15 protein-coding genes are annotated in these 18248 nt (G+C 68.1%); 10 read left to right on the top strand and 5 right to left on the bottom strand.

Going from position 1 to position 18248, the window contains the following annotated elements:
* The first annotated feature begins 37 nt into the window (after positions 1-37).
* On the top strand, positions 38-1453 hold the full coding sequence (locus AB0H00_RS05945; protein WP_357261466.1) for an FAD-dependent monooxygenase: 1416 nt from the start codon (positions 38-40) through the stop codon (positions 1451-1453).
* On the opposite strand, the gene AB0H00_RS05940 is transcribed toward AB0H00_RS05945, so the two are convergent.
* Complete coding sequence (locus AB0H00_RS05940; protein ID WP_357262417.1) at positions 1446-2336, bottom strand: heme o synthase; 891 nt, start codon at positions 2334-2336, stop codon at positions 1446-1448. The genes AB0H00_RS05945 and AB0H00_RS05940 overlap by 8 nt on opposite strands.
* Positions 2337-2929: 593 nt before the next feature.
* On the opposite strand from AB0H00_RS05940, the gene tkt reads away from it, so the two are divergent.
* The 7 genes from tkt to AB0H00_RS05905 all read left to right on the top strand — a co-directional run bounded on the left by tkt (position 2930) and on the right by AB0H00_RS05905 (position 12358).
* Positions 2930-5071, top strand: coding sequence for a transketolase (gene tkt, locus AB0H00_RS05935; RefSeq protein ID WP_357261464.1), 2142 nt, complete (start codon positions 2930-2932; stop codon positions 5069-5071).
* A 6-nt stretch (positions 5072-5077) separates the two neighbouring features.
* Positions 5078-6232 (top strand): transaldolase, encoded by a 1155-nt coding sequence (tal, locus tag AB0H00_RS05930; RefSeq protein WP_357261461.1) that lies wholly within the window; start codon positions 5078-5080, stop codon positions 6230-6232.
* A 3-nt stretch (positions 6233-6235) separates the two neighbouring features.
* Complete coding sequence (gene zwf, locus AB0H00_RS05925) at positions 6236-7813, top strand: glucose-6-phosphate dehydrogenase (RefSeq protein WP_357261458.1); 1578 nt, start codon at positions 6236-6238, stop codon at positions 7811-7813.
* Positions 7810-8718, top strand: a complete 909-nt coding sequence (opcA, locus tag AB0H00_RS05920; protein WP_357262414.1) for a glucose-6-phosphate dehydrogenase assembly protein OpcA — start codon at positions 7810-7812, stop codon at positions 8716-8718. Before zwf ends, opcA begins: the two co-directional genes overlap by 4 nt.
* Positions 8711-9466: a 6-phosphogluconolactonase gene (gene pgl / locus AB0H00_RS05915; RefSeq protein ID WP_357261455.1), complete on the top strand. Its 756-nt coding sequence runs from the start codon at positions 8711-8713 to the stop codon at positions 9464-9466. The genes opcA and pgl overlap by 8 nt, the downstream gene beginning before the upstream one ends.
* Positions 9467-9518: 52 nt before the next feature.
* Positions 9519-11765, top strand: coding sequence for a thiamine pyrophosphate-dependent enzyme (locus AB0H00_RS05910; protein ID WP_357261452.1), 2247 nt, complete (start codon positions 9519-9521; stop codon positions 11763-11765).
* A 113-nt stretch (positions 11766-11878) separates the two neighbouring features.
* Positions 11879-12358: a hypothetical protein gene (locus AB0H00_RS05905; protein WP_357261449.1), complete on the top strand. Its 480-nt coding sequence runs from the start codon at positions 11879-11881 to the stop codon at positions 12356-12358.
* An 8-nt stretch (positions 12359-12366) separates the two neighbouring features.
* On the opposite strand, the gene AB0H00_RS05900 is transcribed toward AB0H00_RS05905, so the two are convergent.
* On the bottom strand, positions 12367-12969 hold the full coding sequence (locus tag AB0H00_RS05900; protein ID WP_357261446.1) for a hypothetical protein: 603 nt from the start codon (positions 12967-12969) through the stop codon (positions 12367-12369).
* 345 nt (positions 12970-13314) lie between these two features.
* Here AB0H00_RS05900 and AB0H00_RS05895 point away from each other — a divergent pair, with 345 nt between their 5' ends.
* A complete protein-coding gene (locus AB0H00_RS05895; protein ID WP_357261443.1) occupies positions 13315-14163 on the top strand; it encodes an SDR family NAD(P)-dependent oxidoreductase in 849 nt (282 codons plus the stop codon).
* Between the two features lie 32 nt (positions 14164-14195).
* Here the strand turns inward: AB0H00_RS05895 and secG are convergent, their stop codons facing one another.
* The 3 genes from secG to AB0H00_RS05880 form a co-directional block, all read right to left on the bottom strand.
* On the bottom strand, positions 14196-14429 hold the full coding sequence (secG, locus tag AB0H00_RS05890; protein ID WP_327118689.1) for a preprotein translocase subunit SecG: 234 nt from the start codon (positions 14427-14429) through the stop codon (positions 14196-14198).
* 80 nt (positions 14430-14509) lie between these two features.
* Positions 14510-16111, bottom strand: a complete 1602-nt coding sequence (locus tag AB0H00_RS05885) for an MFS transporter (protein ID WP_357261439.1) — start codon at positions 16109-16111, stop codon at positions 14510-14512.
* A 10-nt stretch (positions 16112-16121) separates the two neighbouring features.
* Positions 16122-17066, bottom strand: coding sequence for a DMT family transporter (locus AB0H00_RS05880; RefSeq protein WP_357261436.1), 945 nt, complete (start codon positions 17064-17066; stop codon positions 16122-16124).
* Positions 17067-17325: 259 nt separating this feature from the next.
* Between AB0H00_RS05880 and AB0H00_RS05875 the strand changes: the two genes are divergently transcribed.
* Entirely contained in the window at positions 17326-18108 is a 783-nt protein-coding gene (locus AB0H00_RS05875) for an META domain-containing protein (RefSeq protein WP_357261433.1), read from the top strand.
* The last annotated feature ends 140 nt before the right edge of the window (positions 18109-18248 follow it).

Here is an 18248-nt window from a genome sequence, read left to right as displayed (position 1 = left end):
CATTCATTCACTGAATCTGATTTCATCAGGAGTATCCATGGCTCAGCTCGTCCTTGTCGCGGGTGCCGGCCCCACCGGCCTTACCCTCGCTCTCGACCTCGCTCGCCGGAACATCCCGGTCCGCATCATCGACAAGGCCGCGAAGTTCTTCGCCGGTTCCCGCGGCGACGGCATCCAGCCGCGCACGCTGGAGGTGTTCGACGACCTTGGTGTGCTCGACGCGGTGCGCGCGGCCGGGATGCCGATGCCCGCGATGCGCGTCCACCTCGACGGCGCGTTCGTCACCGAGCGCAGGATGTGGGAGCCGATCGAGCCGACCCCCACCGTCCCCTACCCGAATCCTTGGGTGCTCGGCCAGTCCGGGACCGAGGGCATCCTGCGCGATCGGCTCGCCGAGTTCGGCGTGCACGTCGAACGCGGCACCACGCTGGTCGCCTTCGACCAGAACGAGGATGCCGTCACGGCGACGCTGGAGCGCGACGGCGCACGCGAGACCGTGCGCGCCGCCTACCTGGTCGGTGCCGACGGCGGGAAGAGCACCGTGCGCAAGACGTTGGGCATTCCGTTCGAGGGCAACACCGACGAGTCGATCCGGATGCTGCTCGGCGACGTGCGCGCCGACGCGCTCGACCACGAGTTCGGTTATTGGTTCGCAGCCGCCGACCGGCCGATGGAGGGCGTCGCCCTGTCGCCGTTGCCCGGTGGGCGCCAGTTCCAGTTCGCCGCCCCGTTTGCCGGCGACGCGCAGCCGAGTCTCGCGCTGCTTCAGAAGTACGTGGACCGCTACTGCGGACGCGATGACATCACCCTGACCGAGCTCAGCTGGGTCACGGTGTGGCGGCCGAATGTCCGCTTGGCCCAAAAATTCCGCGACGGCCGCGTCTTTCTGGCCGGTGACGCCGCGCACGCGCATCCGCCCACCGGAGGACAAGGGATGAACACCGGCATCCAGGACGGCTACAACCTCGGCTGGAAGCTGGCCGCCGCCCTCGCCGGTGACGACGCACCGCTGGACAGCTACGAATCCGAGCGGAGGACGGTGGCCGCCCGGGTACTCGGTCTGAGCTCGGAACTGCTGGACAAGCTGGTCGACGGCGACGAGGACGCCATGCGACGCGGTTCGGAGACCCAGCAGCTGGACATCAGCTACCGCGACCCGGCCGCGTGCGAGCCGCTGGCGGCGGGCGATCGCGCACCGGACGCGCCGCTGAAAGACGAAGCGGGACGACCGATCCGGCTGTTCGATTTGTTCCGCGGACCGCACACGACGCTGCTGTCGTTCGGCAGCACCGCCCCGGCCGGCCTGGACGCGTATGCGGTGGTTCGCCCTGGGATGCCGGTGGCGGGACCGCACGTGGTGGATGTCGACGGGCACGCGCACACCGCCTACGCCGCGGCCGAGGGCACCTGCGTACTCATCCGGCCGGACGGCTACGTGGGCGCGATCAGTTGAAGAAGCTGCCGATGGTGTCCCAGCCGAGCACCGAGTCCACCGCGAGGCCGCAGAACACCACGGCCAAGTAGTTGTTCGACTGCAGGAACAGCCGCAGCGGCTTCACCGATTCGCCGCGCCGCACACCCGCGTACAGCTGGTGGGCCATGAGCAGGAACCACGCTCCGGCCACCAGGGCCACGGCTGTGTAGACCACACCGGTCGCCGGCGCGAGGGCCAGGGTGGTGAGCACAGTCAGCCAGGTGTAGATGACGATCTGCTTGGTGACGGCCCGCTCGGTGGCCACCACCGGCAGCATCGGCACGCCCGCCGCGCGGTAGTCCTCCTTGTAACGCATGGCCAGCGCCCAGGTGTGCGGCGGTGTCCAGAAGAAGATGACACCGAACAGCGCGAGGGCAGGCCAGCCGATGCCGCCGGTTACTGCCGACCAGCCGACCAGCGCGGGCATGCAGCCCGCCGCGCCACCCCAGACCACGTTCTGCGCCGTGCGGCGCTTGAGGCCGAGCGTGTACACGAAGACGTAGAACAGGATCGTCGCGACCACGAGTAGGCCGCTGAGCAGGTTCGCCTGCCACCACAACCAGGCGAACGAGCCGACGCCCAGCAGCACACCGAACACGAAGGCATTCCTGGTCGGCACCGCATCCCTGGCCAGCGGACGTTTGGCGGTCCGCTTCATCACCTTGTCGATGTCGGCGTCGGCGACACAGTTCAGCGTGTTCGCGCTCGCGGCGCCCATCCAGCCGCCGAACAGCGTGACCACGATCAACCGCAGGTCGACCGTGCCACGATCGGCGAGCAGCATGGTGGGAATCGTGGCGACCAGCAGCAGTTCGATAACGCGCGGTTTGGTGAGCGCGATGTACGCCAACATCCGCCGCATGAGTCGAGAAGGTAGACCTGGACCCGCGAACCGATCGGCCAGCGCCGTCGCGGAGGAGCCGTGTGCGCTATCGCCACCCGGCTGTTGCCCAATCCGCACTGTCTCTCCTCGCACGCTGTGCATCGCCTCCGGCCTGGACCAGCAGCGCACTCGTCCCGGCGGTCCCGATGCGCCGTTGGACCTCCGCCCACCCCGACGCCCCTCCAGACCCGGCGCGGCGCGACTACTACAAAGGATGGTAGACCCCCGTCGACTCCTCCTCTCCCCGCGCCCCCGCGCAACCCCGCCGAAACCTGACCTATCAGACCGGTCCTCGCACGCGGTCCCCACCGCCCCATTCGAGTCCACTCCGCACCACCCACGCCATCGACCACTCGCCTCTTTCCGAGCGACACCGGGCACCGCCTGCACGATCCGAACTCCCGCCGCCCCTCAGACACAACCGCACGTTAAACACGGGTTACTGCTGTGCCGGTCAAGCGGCACATCTAGGGTGGTTGGGTAAACCGGTATGCACGCCATCGCTGCCGTGCGTTCATCGCCGTCAGAAACCCGCCGCCGTCGACGAAACCAATGTCAGGAGAACCTCGGTCGTGTCAGTCACAGACGACATCCGCGCCCTCACTCAGCCGAACCACCCGGACGACTGGACGGATCTGGACACCAAGGCCGTCGACACCATCCGGGTCCTCGCCGCCGACGCGGTGCAGAACACCGGGAACGGTCATCCCGGCACGGCGATGAGCCTGGCGCCGCTGGCGTACACGCTCTACCAGCGCACGATGCGTCTCGACCCGAGCGATCCCAGCTGGGTGGGCCGGGACCGGTTCGTGCTCTCCTGCGGCCACTCCAGCTTGACTCAGTACATCCAGCTCTATCTGGCCGGATTCGGTCTGGAACTGGACGACCTGAAGAACCTGCGCAAGTGGGGCTCGCTCACCCCGGGCCACCCGGAGTTCCGACACACCGACGGCGTCGAGATCACTACCGGCCCACTCGGCCAGGGCTTGGCCTCGGCGGTCGGTATGGCGATGGCGGCACGGCGCGAACGCGGCCTGTTCGACCCCGACGCTGCGCCAGGCACCAGCCCGTTCGACCACTTCATCTATGTGGTTGCCTCCGACGGTGACCTCGAGGAGGGCGTCACCTCCGAGGCGTCGTCGCTCGCGGGCACCCAGCAGCTCGGCAATCTCGTCCTGGTCTACGACGACAACCGGATCTCCATCGAGGACGACACCACCATCGCCTTCACCGAGGACGTCGCGAAGCGCTACGAGGCCTACGGCTGGCACGTGCAGGTACTCGAGGGCGGCGAGGACGTCGTAGCGATCGAAGCCGCGCTGGCCACGGCCAAGGCCGAGACCGGCAAGCCCTCGATCATCGTGTTGCGTACCATCATCGGCTACCCAGCGCCGGGCAAGATGAACACCGGGGCAGCGCACGGCGCCGCGCTGGGCGCCGACGAGGTGGCCGCCACCAAGAAAATCCTCGGCTTCGACCCGGAGCAGAGCTTCCAGGTGGACGATGCGGTCATCGCGCACACCCGCAAGGCTATCGAGCGCGGCCGGGAGGCCCACCAGGAATGGCAGCGGTCGTTCGACGCGTGGGCCGCGGCGAACCCGGCGAACAAGGCGCTGTTCGATCGCCTCGCCGAGCGGCGCCTGCCCGAAGGTTGGGCCGCCAACCTGCCGACCTACGAAGCGGATCCGAAGGGCATGGCCACCCGCAAGGCGTCCGGCAAGGTACTCGCCGCGCTCGCGCCGGTGCTGCCTGAGCTGTGGGGCGGTTCGGCCGACCTCGCCGAGTCCAACAACACCACCATGCCCGACCAGCCCAGCTTCGGGCCGGAGTCGATCTCGACCGGCACGTGGAAGGCCAACCCGTACGGCCGCACCCTGCACTTCGGTGTCCGCGAGCACGCGATGGGCTCGATCCTCAACGGCATCGCCTTGCATGGCCCGACCCGCCCCTACGGCGGCACCTTCCTGGTGTTCAGCGACTACATGCGTCCTGCGGTTCGCCTGGCCGCGCTGATGCGAGTGCCCGCGATCTACGTGTGGACCCATGACTCCATCGGCCTCGGCGAGGATGGGCCTACACACCAGCCGATCGAGCACCTGGCCGCGCTGCGCGCCATTCCCGGCCTGAACGTGGTCCGCCCCGGCGACGCCAACGAGACCACATACGCCTGGCGCACCATCCTCGAGCGTGACAGCAACGAGCACACCTCGCACTTCTCGGTCTCCGAGCTGCCGCATCAGGACGGCCCGTCAGGGCTGGCACTGACCCGCCAGGATCTGCCGATCCAGGAAGGCACCAGCTACGAGGGCGTATCGAAGGGCGGCTACATCCTGGCCGAGGCGTCCACCGGCACACCGCAGGTGATCCTCATCGCTACCGGTTCGGAGCTCCAACTCGCGGTCGCCGCCCGCACTACGCTGGAGGAGCAGGGCATCGGAACCCGCGTGGTGTCGATGCCGTGTGTGGAGTGGTTCGACGCGCAGGACAAGGCTTACCGGGACGAGGTGCTCCCGCCCGCGGTCGCCGCTCGTGTCGTCGTCGAGGCCGGTATCGCGATGCCGTGGTACCGGTTCGTCGGTGACGCGGGCGAGATCGTATCGATCGAGCACTTCGGCGCCTCCGCCGACTACAAGACCCTGTTCCGCGAATTCGGTTTCACTCCGGAAGCCGTCGTTGCCGCAGCGCAGCGCACGCTCGAGAACGTGAAGGGATAAGCGCTCATGGCACAGAACGAAAATCTCGCCGCCCTCTCCGCGGCAGGCGTCTCCGTGTGGCTCGACGATCTGTCCAGGGACCGGATCCAGTCCGGCAATCTGGCGGACTTGATCGCCACCCGTAGTGTCGTCGGGGTCACCACCAACCCGACGATCTTCCAGGGTGCGCTGAGCCAGGGGCACGCCTACGACGGCCAGGTGAAGGAGCTCGCCGCCCAAGGTGCGGATGCCGACGCCGCGGTGCGGACCATCACCACCGACGACGTGCGCGCCGCCTGCGATGTGTTCGCCCCGGTGTACGAGGCGACCGGAGGTGTGGATGGCCGGGTCTCCATCGAAGTCGATCCCCGTCTGGCGTTCGACGCGGAGAAGACCACCGCCCAGGCCGTGGAGCTGTGGAAGATCGTCGACCGGCCCAACCTGTTCATCAAGATCCCCGCCACCGAGGCCGGCTTGCCCGCGATTACGGCCGTGATCGCGGAAGGAATCAGCGTGAACGTCACGCTGATCTTCTCGGTCCAGCGCTACCGCTCGGTGATGGGCGCGTACCTGGACGGCCTGCGGAAGGCCAAGATCGCCGGGCACGATTCGGCCAAGATCCATTCGGTCGCCTCGTTCTTCGTGTCCCGGGTGGACACCGAGATCGACAAGCGGCTGGAGGCGATCGGCACCGACGAGGCGCTCGCGCTGCGCGGTCGAGCCGGTATCGCGAACGCGCGTCTGGCCTACGCCGAGTACCAGGACGTGTTCGACGGCGGCAAGCGCACCTCCACCTATACGAACCTGGCCGCGTCCGGCGCGAATCGCCAGCGGCCGCTGTGGGCTTCGACCGGCGTGAAGAACCCGGACTACTCCGACACCATGTACGTCACCGAGCTGGCGGCGCCGAACACGGTGAACACGCTGCCGGAGAAGACCTTGGCGGCCGTCGCCGACCACGGCGAGATCCGGGGCGACACCGTCAGTGGCACCGCCGCGGAGGCCCAGGAGGTCTTCGACAAGTTAGGCGCGGTCGGCATCGACCTGGACGACGTGTTCGCGGTGCTCGAGCGCGAAGGCGTGGACAAGTTCGAGAAGTCCTGGGAGGAGTTGCTGTCCGCCACGGCCCAAGAGTTGAACTCGGCTAACGCCTCCGGAACTGACGTATCCGGGAACAGCTGACCGATGGCCGGTACAGCATCCACGGGAAAACCAGCAACGATCGCCTGGAAGAACCCGCTCCGTGACAAGCGGGACAAACGACTCCCGCGCATCGCGGGCCCGTGCAGCATGGTGATCTTCGGCGTCACCGGTGATCTGTCCCGGAAGAAACTGATGCCGGCCATCTACGACCTGGCGAACCGGGGGCTGCTGCCACCGGGCTTCGCCTTGGTCGGCTTCGCCCGCCGCGACTACGCGGACGAGGACTTCGCCGCGGTCGTCCTCGACGCGGTGCGGGCGCACGCGCGCACCCCTTTCCGTCAGGAGGTCTGGGACCAGCTCGCCGAGGGAATCCGGTTCGTGCAGGGCAGCTTCGATGACGACGCGGCATTCGCCACCCTCGCCGACACCCTGGCCACGCTGGACAAGGAGCGCGGCACCGGCGGCAATCACGCCTTCTACCTGTCGATTCCGCCGAACATGTTCCCCGTCGTGCTCGATCAGCTCTCCGAACATGGGCTTGCACAGCCGACAGGCACCGACGAGGCGGGCCGCAAACCGTGGCGACGCGTGGTGATCGAGAAGCCGTTCGGGCATGACCTGGAAAGCGCCCAGGAACTCAACGCGCTGGTCAACCGGGTGTTCCCGGAAGAGACGGTGTTCCGCATCGACCACTATCTCGGCAAGGAGACGGTGCAGAACATCCTGGCACTGCGCTTCGCCAACCAGCTGTTCGACCCGATCTGGAACGCCAACTACGTCGACCATGTGCAGATCACCATGGCCGAGGACATCGGGTTGGGCGGGCGCGCAGGCTATTACGACGGCATCGGCGCTGCGCGCGATGTGATCCAGAACCACCTGCTGCAGTTGCTCGCGCTCACCGCCATGGAGGAGCCGATCAGCTTCGAGCCCAAGCAACTGCAGGCCGAGAAGATCAAAGTGCTTTCAGCGACGAAGCTCGTCGAGCCGCTGGACGAAACCACCGCGCGCGGCCAGTACGCAGAGGGCTGGCAGGGCGGCGAGCACGTGGTCGGCCTACTGGACGAGGAAGGGTTCGACCCCCAGTCGCGCACCGAGACCTATGCCGCGATCACCCTCGAGGTCGACACCCGCCGCTGGGCATGCGTCCCGTTCTATCTGCGCACCGGAAAACGGTTGGGACGCAGAGTGACCGAGATCGCGGTGGTCTTCAAGCGAGCGCCGCACTTGCCGTTCGATCAGACCATGACCGAGGAACTGGGGCAGAACGCGCTGGTCATCCGGGTACAGCCGGATGAGGGCATCACCATGCGGTTCGGCTCGAAGGTGCCGGGCTCCGGCATGGAAGTACGTGACGTCAACATGGACTTCAGCTACGGCGAGGCGTTCACCGAGTCCTCCCCCGAGGCCTACGAGCGCCTGATCCTCGACGTGCTGCTCGGGGTACCGTCACTGTTCCCGGTGAACGCGGAGGTCGAATTGTCCTGGCGCATTCTCGATCCGGTACTCGAGCGCTGGGCCGCCGACGGCAAACCGGAACCATACGAGGCGGGCGCCTGGGGTCCGCCTTCCGCCGACGAGATGCTCGCCCGCACTGGGCGCGAATGGCGGCGACCGTGATCATCGATATGCCGGAGACCACGACCGGCGAGGTCACGAAGCGCCTGGTGCAGCTACGCGAGAGCAACGGCGTGATCACCATGGGCCGGGTGCTCACCCTGGTGGTGTGCACGCTGGACAGCTCGGAGGCCGAAGACGCGATCGACGCCGCGAACGACGCAAGCCGCGAGCATCCCTGTCGCGTGGTAGTGCTCGCGCGCGGCGACCGGGAGGCCGAGACCCGACTGGACGCGCAGATCCGTGTGGGCGGCGACGCGGGCGCGGCCGAGGTGATAGTGCTCCGCCTGCAAGGCGATCTGGTCAACCACGAAAACAGCGTCGTCATCCCGTTCCTGCTGCCGGACACGCCGGTGGTCGCCTGGTGGCCGCGCGGCGCACCGGAGTTCCCGTCCAAGGACTCGGTGGGTCGTCTGGCGGCCCGGCGCATCACCGACGCCACGTTCGCGGCCGACCCGCAAGCGACGATCAAGAAGCGACTCGACTCCTACGCGAGCGGCGACACCGACCTCGCCTGGAGCCGAATCACCTACTGGCGTGCGCTGCTGGCCGCCGCGCTGGACGAGCCGCCGTTCGAACCGGTGGAGTCGGTGACCGTGTCCGGGCTGCGCAACGAGCCCGCATTGGACATGCTGGCGGGCTGGCTGGCCACCCGGCTCGGCTGCCCGGTTCGCCGCCGCTCGGGCGCGCTGCGCGTGGAGGTGCACCGCCCGTCGGTCGACTTCGCGATCGAGCGGCCGCAGACCGGCCGCACCGCGACGGTCACCCGCACCGGCGATCCTGATCAGCGGATCGCGCTGGCGCGCAGGGAGACTCGCGACTGTCTCGCCGAAGAACTACGCAGGCTGGATGCCGACGAGATCTACGCGGAGGCACTGGCCGGAATCGAGAAGGTGAGCTATGAGTGACCACACCGATTCGGAATTCCCCAGTGACACCGTCGAGGTCCATCTCGACACCGACGCGCTGGTCGCCGCCGCGGCGGCCCGTTTCGTCGCGATCGTTGTCGCGGCCCAGGCCGAGCGCGGCTCCGCGTCGGTGGTGCTGACCGGCGGCGGGACCGGAATCGGACTGCTCGAACAAGTGCACAAGACGCCCGGCGATATCGACTGGTCCCGGCTCGACGTGTTCTGGGGAGACGAGCGTTTCGTCCCCGCGGGCGATCCGGAGCGCAACGATCTGCAGGCCAGGCAGGCACTGCTCGACCACGTGCCGCTGGACCCGGCGCGGGTGCATCCAGTGGCAACCTCCGACGGCGAATACCCCGACCCGGTCGAGGCCGCCGCCGAGTACTCCGCGGCCGTGCATGCCTATCTCGCCGAGCACAGCGCATTCGACCTGCATTTGCTCGGTATGGGCGGAGAAGGTCACGTGAACTCGCTGTTCCCGCACACCGACGCGGTGCGTGAGAAGCACGAACTCGTTGTCGCCGTCACGGATTCGCCGAAGCCGCCGCCGGTCCGGGTGACCTTGACCCTGCCCGCTGTCCGCCGCGCCCGCCACGTGGTGCTGGCGGTAGGCGGCTCGGCCAAGGCCGAGGCAGTCGCCGCGGCCTTGACCGGTGCGGAGCCGGTGGACATTCCCGCAGCGGGTGCCATGGGTATCGACTCGACCACGTGGCTGCTGGATCAGGAAGCCGCGGCCGCATTGCGCTGACCTTTGCGGACGGGCGCGGCCGACCGGCGGAGTTGTACGGGATGATCTTTCGATGACCGATCAGGTAGCGGATCTGGACGAGCGTTTTCGCACCGCGATCTCGGCGCTCACACCGCAGCCGAAGCGCCCGGCCGGTCAGGCGATCGAGCCGGGCAGCGCGATCACCGGTGAGGCGTGCTTCGCGCTGTTCGAGTCGCAGGCGACGAGCAGACATCTCGACCTCGCGGCACGCAGGCTCGGCAGTACCCGGCGCGGCTACTACAGCATCGGGTCCTCTGGCCACGAAGGCAACGCGGCGCTGGCCGCGCTCCTGCGGGTCACCGATCCGGCCCTGCTGCATTACCGGTCGGGGGCGTTCTTCGTACACCGGGCCCGCCAGGTGCCCGGCCTCGACCCGATCCGGGACGTGTTGCTCGGCGTGGTCGCCGCGGCGGCGGATCCGATTTCCGGTGGGCGACACAAAGTCTTCGGCAGCGCGGCGGCGAACGTCATCCCGCAGACCTCCACGATCGCCTCGCACCTTCCGCGCGCGGTCGGGCTGGCGTTCGCGATCGACCGTGCGGCTCGGCTCGGCGTGTCCGCGCAGTGGCCGCCAGATTCGGTGGTGCTCTGCAGTTTCGGTGACGCATCAGCGAACCACTCCACGGCGGCGGGCGCGATCAACGCCGCCATACACACCGCCCATCAAGGGATTTCGATGCCGATACTATTCGTCTGCGAGGACAACGGCATCGGGATCAGCGTGCCGACGCCGCCGGACTGGATCGAGCAAGCGTACGGCCATCGGCCCGGCCTGGCATTTTTCAGCGCGGACGGATGCGACGCGCGCGACGCCTTGACGACCGGCGCCACCGCTGCGCAGTGGGTTCGAGATCGCCGCACACCCGCATTCCTGCGGCTGCGGACCGTTCGCCTGCTGGGCCACGCGGGTTCGGATGTCGAAGCGGCCTACCGCCGCCCCGCGGACATCGCCGCCGACCAGCTGCGCGATCCGGTGCTGGCGACGGCGCGGCTGCTGATTTCCTCCGGTGTGGCAACGCCCGCCGAGGTCCTCGAGCGCTACAACGACCTGGGCCACCGGGTGACCGCGATGGCCGAACTCGTCTGGCGTGAGCCGAAACTCGCCTCCGCCGCGGCAGTGGCCGCCCCGATCGGAGCGTCCCGCACCGCGCTGGTGCGCGCCGACGTGCTCCGGATCGACGCACTCCCGACCGGCGTGGACCCCAGTCGGGAATCAGCGCGTAGCGCCGCGGCACAGCTCGGTGCGAACAGCGCGACGCCTCCGGACACTTCGACAACCCTCGCCCAAGCGATCAATCACACGCTTGCGGATCTGCTGGCCCGCGATCGAGACCTGCTCGTCTTCGGGGAGGACGTCGGGCGCAAAGGCGGGGTGTACGGCGTGACGAAGGGGTTGCAGAAGACGTTCGGCGCACGCCGCGTGTTCGACACCCTGCTGGACGAGCAGAGCGTCCTCGGCACCGCGCTCGGCGCGGGATTGGCCGGATTCGTGCCGATCCCGGAGATCCAGTACCTCGCCTACGTGCACAACGCCGCCGACCAGCTGCGTGGCGAAGCGGCCACGCTGTCGTTCTTCTCCGATGGCCGCTACCGGAACCCGATGGTGGTCCGGATCGCAGGATACGCCTACCAGAAGGGCTTCGGCGGCCACTTTCACAACGACAACTCGGTCGCCGCGCTGCGCGACATCCCCGGCTTGATCATCGCGTCCCCCTCTCGCGCCGACGACGCCGCGGCCACGCTCCGCACTTGCGTTTCCGCGGCCCGGGTGGACGGCAGAGTATGCCTGTACCTGGAGCCCATCGCGCTTTATCACACCCGCGACCTGCACCGGCCCGGCGACAACGGCTGGCTCGCAGACGCATCGCCCGCCGAGCACGTCGAGATCGGCCGTGCCCGCGTTTACGGCGATGGCGCCGACCTGACCCTCGTCAGCTTCGCCAACGGCGTGCCGATGAGCCTGCGCGTCGCGCACCGTCTGGCCCAGCGCGGTATCCGCGCGCGCGTGCTCGACCTGCGCTGGCTCGCGCCACTGCCGGTGGACGATCTACTCCAGCACGCACTCGCGACCGGCTGTGTCCTGGTCGCGGACGAAACCCGCCACAGTGGCGGCGTGTCCGAGGCGGTGTGCGCCGCCTTGATCGACGCCGGTTTCGAGGGGCGGATGGCACGAGTCACCAGCGAGGACAGTTTCGTCCCGCTGGGACCGGCTGCCGATACGGTGCTGCTCGACGAGAGCAAGATCGAGACCGCGGCGGAGGAACTCCTCGCGAGGTAACACGCCCGGGCCTGCGGCGCGCCGGAGCGCGGGTTTCCCTGGAATTCGATTCGACGGGGGAATAGTGGAAATACAGTGATAGTGACGGTGACCAGTAGCGGAAGGGCACGGAGATGACCACGATGTCCATGCTCGGCGAGGTACGGCCGGAGCACGAGCACACAACGGACGGCGATCTGGTACTCCTGCACTATCTGCGGTCCTTCCGCAAGCCGGTGCTCGAGGTGTGGTCAGCGGCTACCGAGCGCGGCCAGCTCACCCGCTGGCTCGGCGCCGTCACCGGCGGCAACGGCAACCTTACGATCGAACCGCTCGACGGTCCGGTCTCCGGTCCGATCGCGGTGCGCGTCGATCACTGCCAGGCACCGCACGAACTTGTCGTACACATCGACGGATGCCTGCTCGAGATCCATATGAACCAGGTCGGCGTGGTCACCACCGTCGAACTGACCCGCCGCCACGTCTGCCCCGCCGACGTCGGCGCCATCGGCCCCCGCTGGCAGTATCTGCTCGACCGCCTCACGGCCTACCTCGACTACCAACCCCTGCCCTGCTGGTCCAGCTACCCGAAGCGGACCGAGGAATATCAGTAGATCGCTGCTCAAAAGAAGAACCCGGCGATACCCCAGCCAGGGCGAGCCTGCGCCTCCCTGATCCATGCGATACAGGATTCGATGGCGGCCAGCACCTCGTGGTCGATCTCTTCGCGCTGCCGTGGCGTGGTCGATTCCCACTGGACCAGGGCTTCGGCACATTGCTCAGGGGTCCATTCGCCGTAGCCGGGCAGGTCGTCGGGCTGGGGCAGTGCAGGTGGCAGCGAGTGATACATGAAGGCGCGGACGCTGATCGCTTTGATGCCGAGCGTGGCCAGCCCGTCATCGATGTGGTCGAGCCAGCGGCCGCGGAACGCGGAGAAGTACCGGTTGTCCACGAACCGGCCGTAGAACTGGCAGATCGTTTGGTAGGCATAGCCGTATTGGAACCCGTATGACGGGTCGAATGGGCCGCCGGCGATGACGGCGCGCACCGCGTCATAGCGGGTGGGTGCGCCCTTCTCGATCTCCTCGGCGAACCAGTCGTCGTCGTGGGTCAGCTGGGCCTTGAACCGGCCCCCGATCATGCGCCGGAGCTTGTCGTCCCTGGACCCGATGGCGCCCTTGATCCGGTCCAGTTCGACGACGTAGATGCTCAGGCAATAGCTCATTCAGGAGACACTAGCGGTGGCCACCGACAGTGAACGGCCCTCCGTGCGAAGGCGTTTCGGCTCAGACCAGTATGTCGAGGGTGTGCGGAGAGGGGGCGCAGATGCGCGGCGATCAGCCCATTGCGCGATAGCCCGCCGGGCGACCACGGGCAGCTGGCGGTACCAGATGTACCAGGTGTGCGGGAAGCAGTGGCAAAGATCACCGGCTCGCCCCTTCCCCCGCTCGGCGACGTGCATCCTGATGCCGTGGATCGTCACGACCGATGGGTCAACTCCACTCCGGTCTCGAGATCCGGCTTCCAAAACATAGAACGCGTTCTGGTTTCACGGTAATGTTCCGGGACCGTGAGCGGAATACCCGAGGGGCTCGAAGGCAAGATCGCGGTGGTCACCGGCGCCAGCCGCGGCATAGGCAAGGGCATCGCGCTGGAATTGGGCGCTGCGGGCGCGACGGTGTTCGTCACCGGGCGCTCGGCCACGAAGGGGCGAATGCCGGGCACCGTGCACGAAACCGCCACCGAGATAGACGCGGCGGGTGGAGTCGGGATTCCGTTCGTCTGTGACCATCGGGACGATGACGCGGTCGAGCGGCTGTTCGAGCGGATCCGCACCGAGCACGGCCGGCTGGACGTGCTGGTGAACAACGTCTACAACTCCCCTGCCGCGGCGCGCTGGCTCGGCAAGCCGTTCTGGGAGGTGCCGCCTGCGGCGTGGGACGAGAGCTTCGACGTAGGCGTCCGATCACATTATGTGGCAAGCTTTTTCGCCGCGCCGCTGCTGATCGAGTCGGGCGGGTTGATCGTCAACATCTCCTCCCCAGGCGCACGCGGGTACATGCACAATGCCGTATACGGCGTAGCGAAGACCGCGCTCGACCGGCTTACCGCCGACATGGCGCACAATCTCGCTGGCACCGGCGTGACGGTCGTCTCGATCTGGCCCGGGATCGTGGATACCGAACTGCTGCAGATGGTTCCGGCCGACGCAACCGGGCAACGACTGGTCACCCTGCCCGGCGAAGGGACATTCGACCTCGCCGAGGCGGAGACGCCGCGCTTTCCGGGCCGCGCGGTCGTCGCCCTGGCCACCGACGGCGGGCGATACGCGCGCACCGGATTACCCTGGCGGGTGGCGGATCTAGCCGCGTACTACGGCTTCACCGATATCGACGGACGCGTTCCTCGCGTCGACTGAATCCGCCGCGACGACGGGTGTGACCGGCCGGGTCAGGCGAACTTGATCTCCAGGCCGATGCCGAGAATGGCGATGAGCCAGATCGCCCCGGTGAAGATGGTGATGCGGTCGAGGTTCTTCTCCACGACGGTCGAGCCGGACAGGCTGGACTGCACACCGCCACCGAACAAGCTGGACAGACCTCCGCCCTTGGCGCGGTGCAGCAGCACCAGCAGCACCAGCAGCACGCTGGTGATGATCAGGAGGATATCCAGGAACATCCGCATGCGGGACAGTGTATGCGGTCGGCGGAATCCCGCCGAATCAGGATACGTCCAGACCGCTCCGCCGCGGCCCGCAAGATCCGCTAGCGCGGGTCGACGGCGACCAGGTGGGTGATCTGGTCGTCGTCATTGGTGGTGAACTTCGCGACGGCCTGCTCGCGCAGCTGGTCCTGCGCAGTGAGCCGAACCTGGTGCTGGTGCATGTGCTCGGCCCAGGACCGCACGACGAACGCTTCCACGTAGCGGTCGAGCACCCCGACGTCACGGTAGAGACGCCATTCCATGGCGCCCGTGCGCTGCCGGGACCGGCCGACGAAAACCATGGCGGCCAGGAATTCCTCGACGTTCTCCCGCGGCACGTCGTAGCTGCGCAGAATCAGCACCGGGCCGTCGTCGGGATCGGGTTCGACGACCAGCTGCGGTTCCGGCCAGAACGCCGACGGGGTCAAATCCAGCTCCTCGGCGTTGTGCCGAATCGGTAACCACGGTGTGCTCAGCGCACAGATCGCGAGGAGAGCCGCGGCCAACAGCAGTGCCGACACCGGCCCGAGCGCAGTGGCCACCAGCCCCCAAACCAGCGAGCCCATCGCCTGGCCGCCCATGAACACCAGCAAGTACACCGAGAGCCCGCGCGCACGCACCCATGCGGGCAGAAGCAGCTGCATGGTCGAGTTCATCGTGGACATCGCCAGCAGCCATGCCAGCCCGGCGAAGATCAGCAGCACCAACACCGCGGGCAGCACGCGCAGCAGCGCGGTGCCCGCGGTCGCGAGGCCGAACAGGATCGCGGCCGTGGTCAGCCGCTGCGTCGGAGTCATCAGGCTCCGCAGTCGCGACAACGTGGCGGCGCCGAGCACCGCACCCAGCCCGAGTGCGCCGAGCATCAGGCCGTAGCCGGAGGATGAGAGCCCGAGCCGATCCCGTGCGATCACCGGGAGCAGCGCCCACACCGCGCTGGCCGGCGCGATGAACAGGATCGAGCGCAGCAGCACCCGGCGGATCGCGGGTGCGGCCCGGATGAACCGGGTGCCCGCCTGCAACGCCGCGAGCGGACGTTCCGTGGGCAGTCGCCGATCCGTCGCCGGCCTGCGCCAGACGGTGAGGACCGCGACGATCCCGCCGAACGACACCGCGTTCAGTGCGAACACCAGCGTCGGCCCGGACAGCGAGATCAGCACACCGGCGAGCGCGGGGCCGACCGCCCTTCCGATGTTGATGTTCATGCTGCCCAGCGCCGCGGCGGCCGGGATCTGCTCACGCGACACCAGTTCCGGCTGGATCGCCTGCCACGCGGGCGCGGTCAGCGCCTGCCCACAGCCCAGCAAGAACAACAAAGTCAACAGCACGCCTGGGGTAGTGTGCCCAGTCGCAGTCGAGACCGCGAGAATCGTCGCGAGCGCCGCCATCGTGGATTGCGCGCCGAGCAGGAGCCTGCGGCGGTCCATCAGGTCGGCGACCACCCCGGACGGAATAGCCAGCAGCATCACCGGCAGCGTGATGGCGGTCTGCACGAACGACACCAACGCCGCGGCGTTGGGTTGGTCGACCAGGATCCACTGCGCCCCGACGGTCTGCATCCAGGTGCCGAGATTCGACACCAGCTGGGCGATCCACAGCGCGCGGTAGACCGGCGATCGCATCGGCGCCCAGGTGGAGCCTGGAACAGTCGTTGCGGCAGCGGTCACTCGCCGAAGCTTAGTCTCGTGACCGGCGCCGGCCCGTCGCAGTGTCCGGGATCCGCGCCGTCGACCGCGAGGGTATGGCGGCGAGCAACAGCGCCACGACGAGCAGCGCGGCACCTGCCAACCCCGACGTCGTCAGTCGTTCGCCGAGCACCACCGCGGCAAGCGCCGCGCCGGTCAGCGGTTCGAGCAGGGCGAGGACCGCGGCGATCCCCGGCCCGGCGTTCGACAGCCCGCGGAAGTAGAGCGTGTAGGCGACCGCGGTAGGCACCAGACCCAGCACCAGGACCAGCACAACGCTGCGTGCTGTCGGATCGAACGCCAGCCCGGAAGTCGCGGCAAGTGGGGCAAGCAGCAGCGCGCCGCCGGTGAACCCGAGACCCGTCGTGGTCATCGCATCGAGTCCCGGCACCGGCACCGCGTTGATCACGGTGACCGCCGCGAACGCCGCCGCGGCCGCCGCGGCGAGCGCAGCGCCCGCGACCAACCCGCCCACGCTGACCCCACCGGAGGGATCACCGACCAGCAGCGCAAGACCGCACAAGGCGATGCCGATCGTGACGGCGCGACGCCGGTCCACCGCGTACCTTCCGGTGAGGCGTTCCAGCACGGCGACCACCACCGGCGACATGCCGATGGTGATCAGAGTGGCCAAGCTGACCGAGGAGGCCACGACAGCACCGAAGTAGGCCGCCTGGAAGACTGCCGCGAGCACGGCGACCGCACCGACCCTGCGCCACGCCAAGGGGTTTCGCGGCCAGGGCCGCCTCCTGGTGGCCAGCAGCGCCACCAACAGCAGCCCGCCGACGGCGAGCCGGCAGGTGGCAACCGAAACGGGCGAGAGGCCGGTGGCCCGGTGCAACAGCGTGCCGAGCAAACCGCCGGTGCCCCAAAGCATTCCGGCGCCGACGAGGTAGACCAGCCCGGAACGGCCTGCGGTGGACACAGATGTGGACATGAAGTATCGCGCTCCTGCGACGAGAAAGGGAAGGTGGTCGCGGAAGCGAGGTGCACGGCGGTGCCGAGAACAGCGCGCTCACCTGCCGGTGGCGCGCTGGAAACCTACACCTCGCTCAGGAGGCGGGCGGCGGAGTGATCGGGAAGCATCGGTGCACGGAACAGATACTAATACCCGCCAGCTCTTCGCTGGCGCACTCGGCACGCCGGTACCTGGTGAGCAGCCGTGCTGGGATGCGCGTCGTCGGTAGCATCGCCCCATGGCGGCACACTTCGCGCGACTCGGTCCGGCTGTCCTGCTCGCCCTCGGCGCGGTCGCGGCATGCGCGAGCGGCAGCCCGGGCAAGAGTTCCGACGAGCCGAGCCCGATCGGCCGAACCTTCCTCTCCACCGGCATCGAGGGGACGCCGATCCCTGGCGGCGGCCCGCTCACAGTCAGCTTCACCGACGGCCGCATCTCCGCCGACGCGGGCTGCAACAAGTACACCGGCGCGGTCACACTCGACGACCACATCATGCGAGTCTCCGGCCTTGCCAGCACTTTGATGGCCTGCGGCGGCGGCCGTCATGGCGCCGACGAATGGCTCAGCGGTCTGCTGAATTCCGACCCCAGCTGGCGGCTCGACGACGCGAAGCTCACCCTGCACAGCGACGACCGCACCGTCACCATGATCGACAAGAAAGTCGCTCGACCCGATAAGCCCGTGCGGGGGACACCGTGGCTCGTCACCGCGCTCATCACCCCTGACGCCCAAATCCGCTCGCAAACCATTGACGAGACGAAACCGGCCCTCACCATCGCCGAGGATGGCGGCGTCTCCGGCGGCGCGGGGTGTAATCGCATGACCGGCAGCGCGGACGTGTCAGGCTCGGAGATCACCTTCCGGATCGCCACCACCAAAATGCTGTGTACCCCGGAGGTGATGGAGGTCGAACAGGCGGTCCTGAAAGCGTTGGACGGCAAGACCACCGCCACGGTCGACGCCGACACGTTGACCCTCCGCAACGAGAACGGCAGCGGTCTCATGCTGCACGCGCAGTAAGTGCCGGTAGCGCCTACTTCTGCCGACTGAGCACCACCGATCGGCGATCCGTTCCTGCTCGCCCGGCGGGGCGAAGACCTCCATGACCACCCGATCTGCTGACTCCAGCCGGATCGTCGTGCGCATCGGAATGGTCTTGG

The sequence above is a fragment of the Nocardia sp. NPDC023852 genome (assembly GCF_040639505.1).
Classification (GTDB): Bacteria; Actinomycetota; Actinomycetes; order Mycobacteriales; family Mycobacteriaceae; genus Nocardia.
Note: the sequence above shows the minus strand (reverse complement) of the source record. Positions and strands in the feature narration are given on the sequence as shown.

What these genes read in the sequence shown, in the direction of transcription:
- AB0H00_RS05945 (WP_357261466.1), top strand. Translation starts at nt 38, where the DNA reads ATGGCTCAGCTCGTCCTTGTCGCGGGTGCCGGCCCCACCGGCCTTACC.
- AB0H00_RS05940 (WP_357262417.1), bottom strand. Translation starts at nt 2,336, where the DNA reads ATGCGGCGGATGTTGGCGTACATCGCGCTCACCAAACCGCGCGTTATC.
- tal (WP_357261461.1), top strand. Translation starts at nt 5,078, where the DNA reads ATGGCACAGAACGAAAATCTCGCCGCCCTCTCCGCGGCAGGCGTCTCC.
- zwf (WP_357261458.1), top strand. Translation starts at nt 6,236, where the DNA reads ATGGCCGGTACAGCATCCACGGGAAAACCAGCAACGATCGCCTGGAAG.
- pgl (WP_357261455.1), top strand. Translation starts at nt 8,711, where the DNA reads ATGAGTGACCACACCGATTCGGAATTCCCCAGTGACACCGTCGAGGTC.
- AB0H00_RS05910 (WP_357261452.1), top strand. Translation starts at nt 9,519, where the DNA reads ATGACCGATCAGGTAGCGGATCTGGACGAGCGTTTTCGCACCGCGATC.
- AB0H00_RS05905 (WP_357261449.1), top strand. Translation starts at nt 11,879, where the DNA reads ATGACCACGATGTCCATGCTCGGCGAGGTACGGCCGGAGCACGAGCAC.
- AB0H00_RS05900 (WP_357261446.1), bottom strand. Translation starts at nt 12,969, where the DNA reads ATGAGCTATTGCCTGAGCATCTACGTCGTCGAACTGGACCGGATCAAG.
- secG (WP_327118689.1), bottom strand. Translation starts at nt 14,429, where the DNA reads ATGCGGATGTTCCTGGATATCCTCCTGATCATCACCAGCGTGCTGCTG.
- AB0H00_RS05880 (WP_357261436.1), bottom strand. Translation starts at nt 17,066, where the DNA reads ATGTCCACATCTGTGTCCACCGCAGGCCGTTCCGGGCTGGTCTACCTC.
- AB0H00_RS05875 (WP_357261433.1), top strand. Translation starts at nt 17,326, where the DNA reads ATGGCGGCACACTTCGCGCGACTCGGTCCGGCTGTCCTGCTCGCCCTC.